The following is a 17,275-nucleotide window of genomic DNA, read 5'->3' as shown; positions in this document are numbered from 1 at the left end:
TCAGGCGGTAATGGGAACATGGGGATGAGCTTAGGCGGCAGAACGTGAAATCGCCTTATGTACCGGTTTTTGAGTACTTACCGGCAAACTGCTCCTGCAAATTAACACAGGTTTCAACAAATTTGTCGTGGGAGCGCTTATGGGCTTCATACCCCTCAAACCCTTTTGACTGCATCATTTCCTCTTCAGATCTGAAGTGCTCCACAACATAGCTGACTAGCGCATCAAGATTGTGTTTAACAATACTTCTTTCCCGACTTTCTACAATGCTACGATGCAACTGATTAACGAACCTGAACAGGTTCTTGTGCTCTTCATCAAACTTGGAAACCGTTGTGCCATATTGTTCCTCGGTCCATTGCATCAAGGGCGTGTATTCACTCGCCTGCACACCACCAACCACAGGCTGGAAGAAACAGGAAAATAATAAAACATACAATCCTATTTTAGCTTTAGCCATGTCATAAACCTTCAAATATTACGCATAGATAAACTCACTTCTAATGGCTATAAAACACTGCAACACTCTGCGTTTTCCACATGCCGACGTTTAAAAAATCCGTTGTCATGCTTCTATTTTCTGTAGTTATTACACCCTTCTCAAAAAACACAATCTCGTCGCGGGCAATATCACGACAGCTTTGACCTGAAACAATAAATATGCATAAAAACAAGAAGAAAAAAACATAAAAGTGAGTTGTTATAGCCCATTCAATTATTAAACATCAAGTGTTGTTTAATCAGATTATCTCGCTATTCGTTAACAAGGGATTCTGTTTTTCTAGCCAAGTATTTTTAGCATCACATGTTCATTAAATGCTTATCGATATCTCTTCATCACCAGCACAGACAAGACATCCCGTATTCTAAAAAACCGACGCTGCCTGAAATACGACTCAAAGGCGCTTTCACCTGGCATCGGGTAGTAGATATCATCCTCATCATGGGTATGAACGATGTGCAACCGGGGATCTTTTCCCTCCATCAATCGTTTCAGCACACGTCCCAGCAGCCTTGCACCAATAACAGCGGTGTACATCAAAACACTTTCCTGAGTAGCATGGGCCTTTAACATGAACGATTTGCGGGCCAGGATTTCACCGGTATCGACCCCTTCGTCAATCCAGTGGACGGTTACACCGCCCCTGTCACTCCCGTTATTCAATACCCAGAAATAAGCCATCGCCCCTTTGTAAACGGGAAGCCAACCTGGGTGGACATTCAAAACACCGCGTTTTGGCAGAGCGAGTATCTCTTTTTTAAGAATTTGTGAGAAATAAGCAGAAATCAGCAGATCAGGCTGCAGTTGCCGGATAAATGCCTGGCAAGCTTCGTCATTAATATTGCCGCAATGGAATACAGGAATATTATGATCCACCGCGATTTTCCAGGCAGGCTTTAATCGTTTACGCAAGAAAGGAAACACCATGGTAATGAGGTAACCCAGTATCTGGATACACCGTTGCCAAAGGAGTAACCAGGCGAATTTCCAACCAACCTTTTTCAGGTGATTGATGACACGTGCACGGCCACGAAGAGACAGGGTCAGTGGTTGTGCTTTAACGACACCGACGATATTAACCCCCGGCATGGCTAGCAACTTGTTCATGATCACTGCGCTACCCAGATGGCCTGCTGAGTACAGAATGATCACATTCATAGATAACACTCCCTGTTTCCTACGCACGTCACATGTCGTTATATGCGCCGCATGAGTCTTTCATGTTGTAAAAATGATAGCTAACCCAGACAGAGCAGGACAAGGTTATTACATACTTGCCGTTTCTCCACGCACTGATCACGCTCTTAAAAATTCACTGTAGGTTACGTAATACTTTTTTAAAAACGCACAACTTACAATCAACAGAGTATGAAGGAATGAAGAAATTGTCTGAACCTGGTCTGACACTGCAACCGGATAATGTGTCGGGCGTATCAGATCAGATATTAATGATCCCGATTACGTCAGGGTTTAGTCTTTTGCAGCACGAACATCTGGTATCCAAATTCACCCAGATACTGCCGATAGATGTTCAATTCCGTCTCGATATCTCTCAATGCGGCTGACTCTGGCATGTTTGATCTAAGCGCATTAACACGTGCCTCAAGCGGTTTGATGTAGCTCTGCCAGGATTCTTCACTAAGACTAAAAGTATCGATTACCGTATAACCTGCCTCGTTAGCCTGCTCAACACGCCGTGCGACTGTCGTCATATCCGGATATTCCTGTTGCCAGAACGTCAAAGCCTCCTGACTCGGCGCATCGTTAAGCCACACAAGATCGCTTAGCACCAGCACACCCTTGGGTTCAAGGAACTTTTGCCACTGTGTAAACGCGTTGGCAACCCCCATGATATATGCACTACCTTCTGCCCAGATCAGATCAAAGCGGGCCTCATCAAACGACAAATCAGTCATACTGACGCAAATCGTTTCAATGCTGTCGAGCACACCGTCACCCCTGGCTCTTTCAACAAGACGTGCCAGAGCAGGCTCATCATTGTCGACAGCGGTAATATGTGCTGACGTATGTGCAGCAAGTAACGTCGTTGCGATCCCCTTGCCGCAGCCAATGTCCATAATGCGTGCAGGTTCAAACGGTACCTTGGCGAGAGCTTCCAATGTATCCTTCTCCGAGCCCGGTCCCCATCGGTCCAGTGCTTCGAATACCCGCATAAAGTCGTTCATATACTGTTCGTGTGTATTCATGTCTTTTGATAACCATTTGAGCCTGAGCGCCTCCTTTTGCGTAAAGCCCTGATTCATTAACCATTCCAGGTGCGCATCCGGTGCGACTTTGTCCAGGGATTGATGCCATGCCTTGAGTTCTCCCTCACCGAGCATCGCAGCCAGTAGCTGTCGGGACTGCTGCTTCTGAGCAATATCGTCGTCTAACTGTTGCAAGCGTTTTAATAATAAAGAGCGATCCACCCTGCTATTGAGGCAAGCCTTGCATTCTTTCAACGTCAGCCCGCCAGCCTGCAGCTTCTGAATCAGCCGCAACCGCTGTGCATCTTTTTCACTGTAGATGCGGTAACCGTTAGCCTGCCTTTTCCCTGCTATCAGCCCCTGTTTTTCGTAGTAGAGTAAGGTACTGCGGGAAAGGCTGACATGTTCCGCAAGTTCAGCAATGAGGTACATTCGTTGGCTCCGATCTGCGACAGTGTGCCCGGTGAATATGAGGCACCTTAAACTATGAAGTTGTAGACAGGTCAAGCCAAAGCGTGTTGTGCATAGGCAGCCATAGCAATCGTTATGGCTGACAATTGAATGTAGAAGGGAGATTGGATAGCAATAGCTAATGACTTATTCATAGGCAAATATCGTTAACTATGCGCTTTCACATATTGTCTTTGCAGGACATGGCATGTGCCTCTCCGGCTCTTAACTATCAGTAACCGGAGAAGGAAACTTCAGCAAAAGAAGAAATGTACAGCCTCCCCTGTTTTGGATTCATACCAATGTTAATTGACCTCTAGAACGAGAAGTCAGCAACGTCCTTGCCATCAACTTTGATCAGACAAACTGGTCTTAGTAATGTACCGCTCGGTGTGCCCAGTCCACATTCTGCAATGACTGTTTTTGTCTGCCACTCTCCGGAAACCTGTTTAAAGACTATAGGCTGACGCATGTATTTCTCATTATTACCCTCATATTCTGGAAATATGGGGTTACCAATCGACTGATCGATCACCGGTGTTCCGTTAAGTTTGACGCTTAAATGGTTGGCAATCATCTCATTGAAGGATGCCGTGACCTGTACCGTTTCATGGTTGATGGTGGCAATGGATGAACGGTAGGTTACCGGGGTTAAACTTACACAGCCGGAGACAAAAAGACAGGCTGCGGAGACAAGTACCTGTCTGAAACTCATTATCGGGAAAAATTTCATTTCTATAATCCCTGTTTTTGAATACAGCCTTATCCAGTTTACTCCCGCAAACTCAGAGATGGAACGATAGTGTAAAAATGCTATCTGGACGGCAGAATCTAACGCTGGATCGTGACACGTCATGATGTTTTTCAAGAAACAGCTATATGGAAAGCGTGCCAACTGCTCCGGAAAGCTCATTACGCAGATAGCGACAGTGGAGCTGACACATATGTTATTCCCCCCACGAATTATGTGATTAGTGAGCTGTCAGAGTTATATATCGCCAATACACTCTGAAAATTTTGCAGTTGCATATTCCATCAATTAGATCGTGAGCAACTTATTTTTATGTAAAGTACTTAGAAAAGGAAATCAAACATGTCAGCCCCATACCTTCGTTCATCCACATCAACAGCAGCCAGCATTTTTCCAACCCCAAAAAGCCCTTGGGAATTACCTTGCGGACACAAATTAGAAAGTCATCAAGATGTACCATTACTGGCATTCACATGTCGATGCCCTCAATGCTATGTAAACCTTGAACTAGACAACCGTCTTGAAAATTTACCCATCCAGCAGAAAAAAACTTTACACGACAGGAAAATACATATCAGAAACGCTCTTATTCAGGCATCGATAAGAGCAAACCCCAACAGGCTAATAATCAGCTGGTCCGTATTTGAATACTATCTTGAGAACGATCTTTTTTATGCTTTCATCAATCGCTCAAGAAATGAGGAATGCCCTATCTGCCGTGAATCCCTAGAAAACTTTTCAACGGCAATCGTTTTGAGCTGCCATCACTCATACGATATAAACTGCCTGAAAAGTTGGTTCAAAACCTCAGGAGCCAAAACAGAATGCCTTTTATGTACAAAAGAAATAAACCATGAAGAATGGGCAATACTCTACCAAAATGAAATACATCAACCTGAACGATTAATTCAACTACATCAACAACTTGAACGCTTAAATGAAAGAAATTTACAAGCTGAAATCTTTGCAGCTCTTTTTGCCCGGGCACAGCAACTAGATAATATTCACATGCAGCTAGTTCCGGCACAAATTCAAGCTATGCGAGAAATTATTCAAGCGCCTCAACTCGTTTTCGCTGCTGCCAATGTTGAATTTCTTGTCGAAATAAGAGAATTTTTCGATAGAATACGTGAAGACAGATGGCTTCCATTGCGCTTGATGTGGAATCGCCCAATTATTCTGTTCGCACCGGCATTACTGCCATTACCGTTATTTCCTATAGAACATTTACCATATTTAGTACAGTTACTACCAGCGTTAGCAGTCCTAAACATGTATAGACTGGCAATTTTTGATGTAGGCCATGAACTAAGGATTAATTACCAAGCTGAAATAAACCAATTCCAAGCTAACATCGTGGGAGTGGCTGATTACGCTAGAACAGTAATACGAACAGCTGGTAGAACATTTAATAATTTAGCTCTAGCACCGATGATACAACGATTAAACCCAAACAATAATGCTGAAATAAACAGAGTTGCTGACGTTGAGAGATGGCCAATCAATAATGCACTCGCAGACGCTCAGGTCATCATAGGAAGGGTAAGAAACGGAGATATCGAACAAATTAAACACATACTGATTTTTTTTGTAGCAATTGTTATCGGCCTTATCATGACCATAGTCTATGGTGCACAAATAAATGACGCATGAAATGGGAATAATCGTATACAGTTAAGTTTCTGCGCCATCACCTCACTAACTCCGTCCTGCTGCGGATTGTCCAACCGGGCCGAGCCCTGTATAAAGGGCGGTCTACCAAGGGAACCGGCCTTGCCGCTGACAGACTTTCCGACAGGAAATTTCAGTCACCGGCTGCAACACGCTATTGTTCTTAACACTGCCAAACTGCGGGAACCTGAACGTCGCCTATGATCACGCGATCCGCCCACAACCTGACGACCGAACCTGTCGCACCGGCCCACCGGCCAGCCTGGCAGCACATTCTCAGCGACGCGATTACCGATCCCGCCGCACTGCTGCGCCTGTTGGAACTGGATCCCGCCCTGCTGCCTGCTGCCAAAAAAGCCAGCGAATCCTTCCGCCTGCGTGTACCGCTGCCCTATATCGCCCGCATGCAGAAAGGCAATCCGGACGACCCGCTGCTGAAACAGGTTCTACCGGTTGCGGACGAACTGATCGAAACCCCTGGCTATTCCGCTGACCCGCTGGGAGAAGCACCGAAGAATGCCAAAAAAGGCATCCTTCACAAGTACCGCAACCGCCTGTTGCTGATGCTGGGCAGCGCCTGCGCCGTTAACTGCCGGTTCTGTTTCCGTCGTCACTTTCCCTACGACGACAATAAAATGAACCGGGCCGAATGGCAGGAAGCGCTCGATTACATCGCTGCGGACACCTCGCTCACAGAAGTGATTTTCAGCGGCGGCGACCCACTGGCCGTGAACGATGCCCGCCTGCGCTGGCTCACGGAAGCGATAGCCGAAATTCCCCACGTCAAGCGACTGCGCATCCACACACGGTTGCCAATCGTGGTGCCTCAGCGGATTACCGAGGAGATGCTCAGCTGGTTCACCGGCACCCGCCTGAAACCGATCCTGGTCGTGCACTGCAACCACGCCCGTGAGATTGATGCGGATGTCTGTCACAGCCTGACTAGCCTGCGCAACGCTGGTGTTACCCTGCTCAGCCAGACCGTAGTATTGCGTGGTATCAACGATAATGTGGAGGCGATGGTCGATTTGAACGAAACATTGTTCGACAACGGCGTATTGCCTTATTACCTGCACCTGTTCGACAAAGTGCAGGGCGCCGCCCATTTTGACCTGGACGAAACCCGCGCTCGCCGCCTGCTTGGAGAGATGAGCCGTCATTGCTCCGGTTATCTGGTGCCTCGCCTGGCTCGGGAAAAGGCAGGCGCGCCCTGCAAGATTACCCTTTCTCCACTTTACGACGACTGATTAGCAAAGACCGTACCGGACACCGGTCCAAAGACTAACGCCGGTTTCCGGATGACAACTGTGTCACACTTTCATTACCATGGGTGAATAAGAATACGAATTCACGCCATCCGGCACCCAGCATGGAGAGGGGCTCATGGATACGTCAGTGCAGAATCTGGCGCTCAATGTTCCCGCGCACACGCAAGATACGCTGCAATTTTGCGCAGCGGAAATGCCTGCCATCCGTCACTGGCTGAGTCAGCTGCCCAAGGCCAACCTGGGTGAGACCGCCCGCCAGCTTTACCTGGCGTTGCAGGACCTGAATCAAACCCGTCTCGCCTCCCCCCTGCATCTCGATATCCTTGAACAGATGCGCCCCAGTGTGCATTACACCTGCCAGGCGCTGGGCAAACACTTTCTCCGCAAAACCGTGGCGCTGGATCCTCGCGAACAGAAAATTGCCAATTTATCCCAGGCGCTCAGGAATCACCTTCTCTGCGGTTACAAACAGGTTATTCTCGCCACACACACAGAGAAACAACAAAAAACCAACAGGTTATCCACAAGACGGATCGATCCGCGTCGACAACGCCGCCTGCCACTGGCACTGCACCGTGCGTTGTCGGAAAGCTGCGACCATATGCTGACTGCTTACCAGCTTTATTCACAACTGCCGAATCACTTCTGGCTGGAGTTACACACACTGTACCGGCTGGCGAATCAGTACCAGTTGCTATCCATCAAAATCCATGAGCCGGAAGCGCCCAAGTCTCCCGAGATGTCGATTGAAGATGTTTACAAACGCGCCCTGCTGATGGCCCGCTCACGGCCAAATATGCTTCGCCAGATGGAGCTGCAGCAACTGTCTGATACGCTGAAGCGCTGGTCAGGCGCGGCAAGCATTATTGATGATTGCGTAATAGAAACACCGTTCGTGGTAGATATCGCAGCCAATCGCGGGCCGGACTACCCAAAGGATAATGAAACTGCCATTGACGACAACCTGCGCGGACTCGACACCGGGAATCTGATTAACCTGCTGACGGATTCACTGGCACAACCCAACCCTGCCGACAGCACGTTGACACCGCCACTGCCGGAACACCTGACCCGTCACCTGCTATCCGCCTGGAGCCACAAGACCAGCCGCAAGTACAACCGACAGCCTACCGAGGGGCAACTGTCGTTTGTGACCGGGTTTACAGCCTGCCACTTTTATCTCAGCAGCCAGATGCCGTTCGACCGCTTTCTAACCCGCACCATGGGCTATACCGCCATCCTGAAAAACCAGACCGCCATGGCCAAGGTAGACAGGGATGTGTGGTCCCATGTGGATAACGGCACCGGTATCTGTGGTGAAGCCCCCATCACCAAAAGCGATACCATCCTGTTTTCAGGTGCCACATCGAAATCACAGAAAACCACTACCCGAGAACATACGATCCACCAGGCATCATTGGAGAATATGAGTCCGGAAGGCTACTGCCTGCGGTTGACCGGTGTGATTCCCTCCCAGGTTCAGAGCGGCGAACTGATTGCAGTGCATGACAAAACCAGCCAGCAATGGACACTGGCCAGCATCCGCTGGCTGGAGCGGATTAATGACAATGCGGTACTACTGGGTATCCAACTACTGACACCTGGCGCTCGCCCCGGTGCGGTTTCGTTGCTCAGCAAGACGCGTGAACAGAGCGCCTTCATGCGCTGTTTCCTGCTGCCGGCCTTCCGTACTACCCAGAATACCGAGAGCCTGATCCTGCCCCGCGTCGCGTTCAAGCCCGGCAATAAGATCATGCTGAATAATGGCCACCAGCTTCTGCGCGCAAGGCTGATCGACTGCCTGCAAACCACCGGAAGTTACAGCCATTTCACCTACCGGACATTTGAGCAACTGGCAAAGCAATCACAGGCAAATAAAGCCTCAGGCCCAGATGATGACTTCAGCAGTATCTGGACATCCCTCTGAAACCTAACCTGAAACACGGTAATGCCCTTGTACCACTGCACTAATCCTTTAAGATAGCGGCAATAACAAAGCATAGCGGTACCCATGGCAGACAATAATCAGACCATTCGCCTGCTCCTGCTCGAGCAATCCCAGAATGATGCCGAACAACAGGTCAACCTCTTCCGGAATGCCGGTCACGCGATCCGCGCACATCGCATCACTTCGTCGGAAGACCTAGACGATTCACTCAGCAGCCAGACCTGGGATCTGCTGATAGCCGCGGAAGAAACCGATACCCTGACTGCCCAACAGGTGCTGAACCGTATCCATCAGCTCAAGCGGGATATACCCGCGATTATTCGCATGGGGAACAGCGAGCCGGAAACCACAGAAGAGTGGTTGAAAACCGGTGCAATGGATGCCATTCCTGCCGGGCGTGATGTGCATTTGCTTCTGGCGGCACTGCGGGAAGTGGGACACCTGAATGACCGCCGTCGTCGGCAACAAGCGGAGTCCGTACTCGCGGAAACCGAAAAGCGCTGTGAGCTGCTGCTGGAAAGCTCGAAGGATGCCATCGCCTACGTCCATGATGGGATGCATATCTATGCTAACCCCGCTTACCTCACGCTATTTGCCTGTGATGATCCCGATGAGATGATCTGCATCCCGGCCATTGACCTGATTCATGGCGAAGACCAGACCGCATTCCGGCAGTTCCTGAAAGATTTCCATCAGGGCAGTGACGTGGGTGAACTGACGTTCCAGGGTGTGCGCAGTGATGACAGCACCTTCAAGGCCCGGATGACACTCTCCGCCGCCAGCTATGAAGGTGAACCCTGCACTCAGATCGTCATCCGTATGGACCGGGTAGACCCGGAACTGGAAGCACGCCTGCAGGAACTCAGTCACAAAGACCTGACCACCGGGCTGTTTAACCGGCAGTATTTCGCCGAACAACTGGCTGGCGCGGTTGAACTGGCAGTGCAAGGTAAGAGCAACAGTACATTGCTGGATATTCGTCTGGATACCTTCAATGACGTCAAGCGCTCCCGCGGTATTGCCGATGCGGACCTGCTACTGGCGGATGTCGCCAAGGTCATGCAGGGACATATTCGGGAACCACAGCTGCTGGCCCGTTACGGGGATGATATATTCCTCGCACTGATTTACGGGGATGACGAAGACACGCTGGATAATCTGACCACCACCCTGCTGGAATCCGTTGAACGACATCTTTCAGAAGTGTCCGGACAAACACTGCAATCTACCCTGTCGATTGGCATCATGCCGGTCAACGGCCAGCATCAGGATGTCGAGTACCTGCTGAACCAGGCAGAATACGCCTGCCTCAAAGCCCGTAAGGCAGGCGGTAACCAGACAGCATTATACGATCCGAAGGAAGAACTGGAACGCAAAGCGCGGGAAGGCAACATTGTCGCCATGGCCCAGAACGCCATGGAGAATAACGGCTTTACCCTGTTGTACCAACCCGTCGTCAATCTGGAGCATCCGGAAGAACAGTATGAAGTCTATGTCCGGCTGAACAGCAACGATGAAGAAGACAGCATCACCACGGAAGAATTCCTGGAAGCCTGTCAGAAAGCCGGTCTGGCTCGTAAGGTGGATCGCTGGGTGATTCTGCAGGCCATTAAACAGCTGGCAGAAAAACGCAAGACGCATCCGGAAACACGACTGTTTGTAAATATCAGCGGAGAATCGGTACGCGATCAAACGCTGCCATCCTGGCTGAACATTGCCCTTAAGGCAGCCAATTTGCCGGCTAATAGCCTTACCATCCAGATATCAGAAAGTGAGCTGGTCAAATACCTGAAAAAAGCGGAACCGGTGTTCAGTGCTTTAAAAGAGAATGGCTTCGGACTCTGCATTTCCCACTTCGGACTGGCGGATAAACCGCTTGCCACGCTTTCACATATCGCTGTCGATCGCGTAAAAATCGAAGCCAGCCACATCGCTGACATCACGACGGATGAAAAGAGCAAAAATCAGCTGCAGGATCTGGTCAACATGCTGTCCGATAATGATATTGCCGTAGTCATGCCCCGCGTTGAGTCGGCCAGCGAATTGGCCTGCCTGTGGCAGATGGATGTGGGTTATGTCCAAGGGTACTATATTCAGGCGCCGGAACCGGACATGCATTACGATTTCGAGCAGTAATCCGAGAAACCCAACCTTTTCCTCTTACCTATTCTCCTGACATGTCGGGTGTCAGGAGAGCTTCTCCTATCACTTCATTTCTATAATCTTGTTGTCTGGCCTGTGACCTCAGCAGCTGCGGCGTAATACCAAAATACCGTTTAAATTGTTTACTCAGGTAGCTGCTATCGTGAATACCGATCTCCAATCCGAGCAGACCAATAGGGTAGGTACTGTTTAGCAGACGCCAATGGCAATGCTGCATGCGCATCTTATACCAGTGCTGCCGTGCACTATGGCCCAGGTTATCCACAAATAAACGGTCGAGCTGTCGTCGACTCACTCCTAACTGGAGAGAAAGTTGTTCAATGGAAAGCGTCTTTGCCAGGTTCTGTCGCATCAATGCAATAGCCCGGCCAACCAGACGGCTCTGGCCAGGCGCCTCATTCAGCGAGCGCAGCGCATGGTGCGAACCCCTGCTTTCATCCACCAACATATCCGCCAGTCCCTTTAGCGCCAGCTCACGACCACTGTGACGAGCCAGCAGCTCAACGGCCAGATCGATCGTGGCGCAACCACCCGCACAGGTGGCCCGTTTGCCATCAATACAGTAGAGATCTCGCTCCCGTATCCGGCTACCAGGGAAAGCATTTTTGTATTCCGCCAAGTGCCGCCAATGCACCACCACCTGATAGCCCTTAAGCAAGCCACACTGTGCCAGCAGGAAACTCGCGTTATCCACTGCTACCAGTGTCAATCCACGCCGAGCACCCTGCCTTAGCAGTGCTTGGTAAGCCGGTGCCATGGCCAGAGCAGATTGTGTCGTTCGTGAACCAAATATCACGAGATAGTCATAGCCCGCGAAACCCTCAGGTGCCGTCAGCGCTTCCACCTCAACCGGTACACCGCTGCTGCCGTTAACAGCCCCAGCCTCCAGCCCGACCAGTTGCCAACGACAATAACGTTGCTGGCTATGGTCTTCTTCATCCGCAGAAAAGCGCAACTTGTCCACAAAGCCGCCCAGTGCCAGTAATGAGAATCCCGGCAGCGGCAAGAGCAGAAAACCCGCTTTCAGTGGTGGTTTTGACGTCGTCATCCAACATCCTGGGTTGTCCTGAAATTACCGGAATACGACCAGAACAGACCGTCTAGTCGGCATCGGGACTCAGTATACTCGCGATTCTTTGATTCAATGATGTGAGATCCTTTCGTGGCGCTTGAAACCTGGTTTTTGTTTGCCCTTGCGATGACTGGTCTGGCCCTGGCGCCAGGTCCCAATGGCTTGCTGGCCTTATCCCACGGCTTGCTATATGGCCACCGTCAGGCACTGTTTACGGTGCTGGGTGGTGTCTCCGGTTTTATTCTGTTAATGGCAGTCTCTGTTCTTGGCGTCGGGGCGATTATGCAAACCCACGGCAGCCTGCTGATGATTATGAAAACGGCAGGTGCTCTCTACCTGACCTGGCTGGGTCTCAAGCTGTGGAAAACATCAGCGCCGGAATGGCAGGAAAACCAAGCCAGTGATCAAGTCAGCCGACGAATACTCTTTCGACAGGGGTCATTGACGGCACTGGCAAACCCGAAAGTCACCCTGGTGTTTGCTGCGTTTATTCCGCAGTTTATTGATCCGACCCGCTCATTGCTGTCACAGCTGCCGGTCATGATCCTGACATTTGCAGCCTGCGAATTCATGGTCGAATATACATTGACGAGAATTGCTCACTGGCTGCGTCCCTGGCTCAGTACTCGGGGTAAGATCTTTAACCAGTGCTGCGGCAGTGCCTTCATTCTGATTGCGCTTCTCATGACCTTTGAGCAACTCGTCTGAAAGCCATCACCACCTTCTGTGAGAACAGCATGAAAACCTGCAAGACATTGTTCGCGTTATTCATGCTGGGTTGTTTGCCACTGAACCACTCAGCTGCAAAAGAGAATGGTATGCCTACCTCACTGGAAAAGGCCCGGCAAGAAGCAGAGGCCATCAAGCCCATGCACCTGCTGGATGGAACCTCTGTCGAGTATTACTACCAGAACGGCAGCGGAATACAGCTTGAACTCTACGACGGTATGCTGCGATATGAATGGATTGCCGGCCCCAGAAAGGGTAACGGGAACAAGGATTTGCCCTACCGCTCCCGAAAAATCGGTGACCGGTTTTATGTCATCAGCTGGCTGGAGCCATCCCACCCTGATTACACGACGTTGATTTTTAATTTCAATAACAATGTCATGTATTCATCCGGCATTTTCCGGTTTGGTACGCCGGATCAATTTATCCGCTTTGACGGCGGGATTATTGAAACAGTCCATTTGGTGGAAAAAGAAAAATAATCACCGATCTACGGAACCGGACTGAAAAGCCCGGTTCCGTAGACAAGGCATCAGTGATGCAACGCATCCAAGTCCGTATCACGCCAACCGAGCAGATAGAGAATACCGTCCAGACCCAACGTGGAAATGGATTGCCTGGCCGACTGTTTCACCAACGGCTTGGCACGGAATGCAACGCCAAGCCCGGCTACAGCCAGCATCTCAAGGTCATTGGCGCCATCACCAACCGCAATGACCTGTTCCAGACGGCATTGTTCTTTTTCAGCCAGCTCCCTGAGTAATTCAGCCTTGCGACAGGCATCCACAATTCGCCCTTTCGCTTCACCCGTTACTTTGCCATCGACAATTTCCAGGGTATTGGCGTGGATATAATCAATGCCCAGGCGCTGCTGCAGATATTCGGCAAAGTAGGTAAAACCACCCGAGACGATAGCAGTCTTATACCCCAGCAGTTTCAGAGAACCGATCAGGCGCTCCGCCCCTTCCGTCAACTTAAGCCTTGCCGCAACTTTTTCCAGTACCGCTTCATCCAACCCTTTCAGCAGGGCCAGGCGCTTGCGGAAACTGCCGGCAAAGTCCAGCTCTCCCCGCATGGCGGCTTCCGTGATGGCGGCCACTGCCTCTCCAACACCGGCCTCAACCGCAAGCTCATCAATCACTTCAGCTTCAATAAGCGTGGAGTCCATATCAAACACCACCAGTCGTCGGGTGCGACGGTAGATAGTGTCTTCCTGGAAACCGATATCCACATCCATCTCAGACGACAGCTGCAGGAAATCCGCCCGTACCTGCTGCAGATCTTCAGGCGTCCCCCGTACGGAAAACTCTACGCAGGCGCGAGCATCTTCACTGTTTTGATCCAACGGGACACGACCTGAAAGGCGGGTAATGCGGTCAATATTGAGGCCATGCGCAGCAGTGATGCCTGAGACCCGCGCCACCTGCTCCGCTGTCACGCAACGCGACAACAGGGTAACGATGTAACGATCCTTGCCCTGCGCCTGCACCCAATCCTCATACTGGGCTTCGGTGACCGGTTGATAGCGTACCTGCAGTTCCATTTTATGGAAATGAAACAGCAGTTCCTTGAGGACAGGGTCACTGGCGTCTTCATCAGGCAGCCGTACCAGGATGCCCCAGGTCAAGGTGTCGTGAATTACGGACTGGCCAATATCGAGGATTTCCAGGCCGTGTTCGGCCATAATCGACGTGATGCCGGAGGTCAGCCCCGGTTTGTCCTGCCCGGTGACATTGAAGAGGATAATTCTGCTCACACCCTGCCCCTCAGAAGTACTATCGGAAATTGTTATGGCGGCATTCTACCAGTCCCTGCGGTCGCTTGCGCATGCAAATCCATTAGGCATCAGGCAAAATCGATAGCATGAGTGGAAAGAAACGCTCCCAAAAGAAAATAGTGTTTGCACAACACCTGCGGACACAGACAGTATTAACAGATAACCCGTAACAAGCGCAGACCTCCGTGAGTCAAACCAGCGATTCTTCATTATTCTCCCGCCTCAGCCGCCGTTTCCGTCAGGTTGTCAGCCTGTCCGGACTATCCCTGAGCCAACAACTGATTACTCTGTTCATGGTACTGGTGCTGACCAGCCTGGCCCTGTTCACTACCGTAGCCACTCGGGAAATCAACAGCGCCAGCCACCACCATGCGGACCTGCTCGGCACGGCACTGGCACAACAAACTGCCCGTTTCGCCACAGACATGCTGGTTACCGGTGACCGGCTCAGCCTGACCGTGCTGCTCAACGACCTGGTCAAGAAACCCTATGTGGCACGTGCGGCCATCTACAGCATCGACAACAACCGTCTGGCAATTGCAGAAAAAGATGATGTTGATCTGAATGACCGCTATATCACCTATTCCGAACCGATCAATTACCAGGAGGTTATTGCCGGTTATGTGCGCATTCAACTGGATGAAGAGCGCCTGACCGAACCCGCAACCGATGCCACCATTATTATCCTGGCGCTTACCGTTCTGCTTCTGATATCAGGCGCCGTGCTGATTGTGAATTACAGTCGTAACCGAACCCGGCTCATGCAACGGGCCATCCACCAGCTGGAAGGGCTGTGCGATGGTAAACAGGCCTGTGATGACAGTGTTAAAGACGAGCCACGACGTCTGGTCAAGCAGCTGGAGTTACTGATTACCCGTGGTGCCGTATCCGCTCCGCAACCAGAAAAAGTGAATGAACCGGTAAGTAGCCCGATACCAGCACTGGAACCATTGCCGCCGGAAGCGTTGGGTGAAACGGCTCTGCTGGTCGTCCGGTTCCGAAACTTTGGCAAGCTGCGCCAGTGCCTGCCAGCCATGGAGCTGCATCGGCTGATTCGCCAACAGATTCCGCTGGTTGCACGTGCTGCGCAACTCTACGGCGGCCAGCTTACTTACTCCGCGGAAGGTAATGCGTTCATCAGCTTCCATGAAGCAGAAAACAGCGATTATGCGTTTAACGCCGTTTGTTGCGCCCTGCTAATCCGCGCATTGCTGTCTCACCAGCCTGAACATGCTGTGGCGCGTCTTGAGAGTGGTACGGGCATCACCATCGCTACCCCCCTGACGCCTGGCGATACTCACCCCGCTCTGGCAGACTCCGCAGCCAGTAAAGCGCTGTTGCTCGCCAGTCTTGACGACGATGAGCAACTGCTCGTTGATCAAACGATGGTTCAGATAGCCGGTGTCACCACTGAAGAGAGTTCCCATGGCAAGGGCATCTGGCAGGTCACAAGTTTCGATGAAACCGTGGAAAACCTGATCAAGCAGCAATGCGGCAACCTGTTGGATAAAAAGGAAGTACAGGAAGCCTGATCATTGCGATAAGCTTCCTTAATCTGTCAAATAATGAAACAACGGTACCGGTTAATTTCGGACACCCTCTTTACACGACCTGAGAAGACGGCATAATCGGAACGTTGGTACAACAATAAAAATAATAAATCAGGATTTCCCCATGCGCCGTCTTTTCGGAACGCCGCTCGCCAGGCTGCTGGCAGGATTCTGCGGCTGTCTTGCCCAAGCCGCTGTCGCTCAGTTAATGCCGCTTGATGATGATGAGCTGGCCCTGTCTACCGGGCAGGCCATGATCGAAATGAACCAGTTCAACAATATTGTGCAAACTGATGGTTCGACGCGGGATTTCACGCGTGTCACCGTTGGCGGCACACTCGAAATGAATGCGCTCATCAAGAAATTGATGCTGGGTAACTACTACCGCCCGAATCAAAGTGATGATCCCGGGGGGGACTGGAGCTGTTCCGATGAATGCGGTGGTGAGGATGGTACCTTTTACTGGTCGGAACTCGTCAACGGCTTAGGCAAAAATATCAATTTTGAAGACCTTCCTGCCGGTTTCACCAAGGCTGCATTTGCCGATATCCTGCTGGAAAACCTGACCCTTGGCTATAAAGGTGTTGATGCAGAGGGCAATGAAATTCTGATTCCTGCCGTCATGAAAGATCCTTATTTTGAAATCGGTTATGACGAAAACGGTTTGCCCAGTTTCCGTATTGGCTACAAGACCGCTACAGGCGTCATGGGTAATACGATTCACGGCATGAGTGGTAATATCCGGCCAACGGTTGCCATCAATGCTAAAGGTATGGGTCTTGGTGATCTGGCCAAGTTTGAACGTGAACTTGACCTTGGCGGTATTCGTACACCGGGCTATATCAAGGACGGTGTAACAGATCCTCTTGGCAGGGATCTCAACGACCTCTCTCCGGAAGCGCAGCTCCGCCCTGTTGAAACCAATATCCTGAATAATGTGACCGATTTCTTTATCTCATTCTCAGCCAGTGATGTTCTCTATCCTGAAATCTCACCCGGTGTCACAGCGCCTGAAGCTCAATCAGGGTTCTGGATGAATATGGACTCAGGGCTTAGTGCCGCGACTGACGACTACCAGCATCCAGACAACTACTATGAAGGCCACCCCATCTACGAAGCCCTAAAGAATATCATTACGGCAGACGGCCTGACCTGGATCAAATAACAAAAACAGACTGCATGTCTCT

The 17,275-nt window shown here is 50.6% G+C and carries 14 protein-coding genes; 8 read left to right on the top strand and 6 right to left on the bottom strand.

Annotation, left to right across the window (positions count from 1 at the left end):
* Positions 1-55: 55 nt before the first annotated feature.
* From ABD892_RS23540 to ABD892_RS23525, 4 genes are all read right to left on the bottom strand, one after another.
* Positions 56-460 (bottom strand): bacteriohemerythrin, encoded by a 405-nt coding sequence (locus ABD892_RS23540; RefSeq protein ID WP_345198693.1) that lies wholly within the window; start codon positions 458-460, stop codon positions 56-58.
* A 360-nt stretch (positions 461-820) separates the two neighbouring features.
* Positions 821-1,660, bottom strand: a complete 840-nt coding sequence (locus ABD892_RS23535; RefSeq protein WP_345198692.1) for a methionyl-tRNA formyltransferase — start codon at positions 1,658-1,660, stop codon at positions 821-823.
* A gap of 305 nt (positions 1,661-1,965) precedes the next feature.
* Positions 1,966-3,141, bottom strand: coding sequence for a MerR family transcriptional regulator (locus ABD892_RS23530; protein WP_345198691.1), 1,176 nt, complete (start codon positions 3,139-3,141; stop codon positions 1,966-1,968).
* A gap of 334 nt (positions 3,142-3,475) precedes the next feature.
* A complete protein-coding gene (locus ABD892_RS23525) occupies positions 3,476-4,072 on the bottom strand; it encodes a hypothetical protein (protein ID WP_345198690.1) in 597 nt (198 codons plus the stop codon).
* Positions 4,073-4,252: 180 nt separating this feature from the next.
* Between ABD892_RS23525 and ABD892_RS23520 the strand changes: the two genes are divergently transcribed.
* From ABD892_RS23520 to ABD892_RS23505, 4 genes are all read left to right on the top strand, one after another.
* Positions 4,253-5,563 (top strand): RING finger domain-containing protein, encoded by a 1,311-nt coding sequence (locus tag ABD892_RS23520; RefSeq protein WP_345198689.1) that lies wholly within the window; start codon positions 4,253-4,255, stop codon positions 5,561-5,563.
* 218 nt (positions 5,564-5,781) lie between these two features.
* The gene (gene epmB, locus ABD892_RS23515; RefSeq protein ID WP_345198688.1) at positions 5,782-6,828 is read left to right on the top strand and encodes an EF-P beta-lysylation protein EpmB; all 1,047 of its coding nucleotides are present in this window, start codon (positions 5,782-5,784) and stop codon (positions 6,826-6,828) included.
* 136 nt (positions 6,829-6,964) lie between these two features.
* Positions 6,965-8,776 carry a hypothetical protein gene (locus ABD892_RS23510; protein WP_345198687.1) on the top strand — a complete coding sequence of 604 codons (1,812 nt, stop codon included), beginning with the start codon at positions 6,965-6,967 and terminating at the stop codon, positions 8,774-8,776.
* Positions 8,777-8,860: 84 nt separating this feature from the next.
* Entirely contained in the window at positions 8,861-10,933 is a 2,073-nt protein-coding gene (locus ABD892_RS23505; RefSeq protein WP_345198686.1) for an EAL domain-containing protein, read from the top strand.
* A 28-nt stretch (positions 10,934-10,961) separates the two neighbouring features.
* On the opposite strand, the gene ABD892_RS23500 is transcribed toward ABD892_RS23505, so the two are convergent.
* Positions 10,962-12,008 carry a GlxA family transcriptional regulator gene (locus ABD892_RS23500; RefSeq protein WP_345198685.1) on the bottom strand — a complete coding sequence of 349 codons (1,047 nt, stop codon included), beginning with the start codon at positions 12,006-12,008 and terminating at the stop codon, positions 10,962-10,964.
* Between the two features lie 114 nt (positions 12,009-12,122).
* Here ABD892_RS23500 and ABD892_RS23495 point away from each other — a divergent pair, with 114 nt between their 5' ends.
* Together ABD892_RS23495 and ABD892_RS23490 are read left to right on the top strand one after the other, a co-directional pair.
* Entirely contained in the window at positions 12,123-12,740 is a 618-nt protein-coding gene (locus ABD892_RS23495) for a LysE family translocator (protein WP_345198684.1), read from the top strand.
* Between the two features lie 29 nt (positions 12,741-12,769).
* Positions 12,770-13,243: a MoaF-related domain-containing protein gene (locus tag ABD892_RS23490; RefSeq protein WP_345198683.1), complete on the top strand. Its 474-nt coding sequence runs from the start codon at positions 12,770-12,772 to the stop codon at positions 13,241-13,243.
* Positions 13,244-13,293: 50 nt separating this feature from the next.
* Here the strand turns inward: ABD892_RS23490 and serB are convergent, their stop codons facing one another.
* Positions 13,294-14,517 carry a phosphoserine phosphatase SerB gene (gene serB / locus ABD892_RS23485; RefSeq protein WP_345198681.1) on the bottom strand — a complete coding sequence of 408 codons (1,224 nt, stop codon included), beginning with the start codon at positions 14,515-14,517 and terminating at the stop codon, positions 13,294-13,296.
* Between the two features lie 206 nt (positions 14,518-14,723).
* Here serB and ABD892_RS23480 point away from each other — a divergent pair, with 206 nt between their 5' ends.
* Together ABD892_RS23480 and ABD892_RS23475 are read left to right on the top strand one after the other, a co-directional pair.
* The gene (locus ABD892_RS23480; protein WP_345198680.1) at positions 14,724-16,070 is read left to right on the top strand and encodes a hypothetical protein; all 1,347 of its coding nucleotides are present in this window, start codon (positions 14,724-14,726) and stop codon (positions 16,068-16,070) included.
* Between the two features lie 142 nt (positions 16,071-16,212).
* On the top strand, positions 16,213-17,253 hold the full coding sequence (locus ABD892_RS23475) for a hypothetical protein (RefSeq protein ID WP_345198678.1): 1,041 nt from the start codon (positions 16,213-16,215) through the stop codon (positions 17,251-17,253).
* The last annotated feature ends 22 nt before the right edge of the window (positions 17,254-17,275 follow it).

The organism is Kistimonas scapharcae, assembly GCF_039540975.1.
GTDB classification, from domain to species: domain Bacteria; phylum Pseudomonadota; class Gammaproteobacteria; order Pseudomonadales; family Endozoicomonadaceae; genus Kistimonas; species Kistimonas scapharcae.
This window is presented reverse-complemented; position numbering and strand designations above follow the sequence as displayed.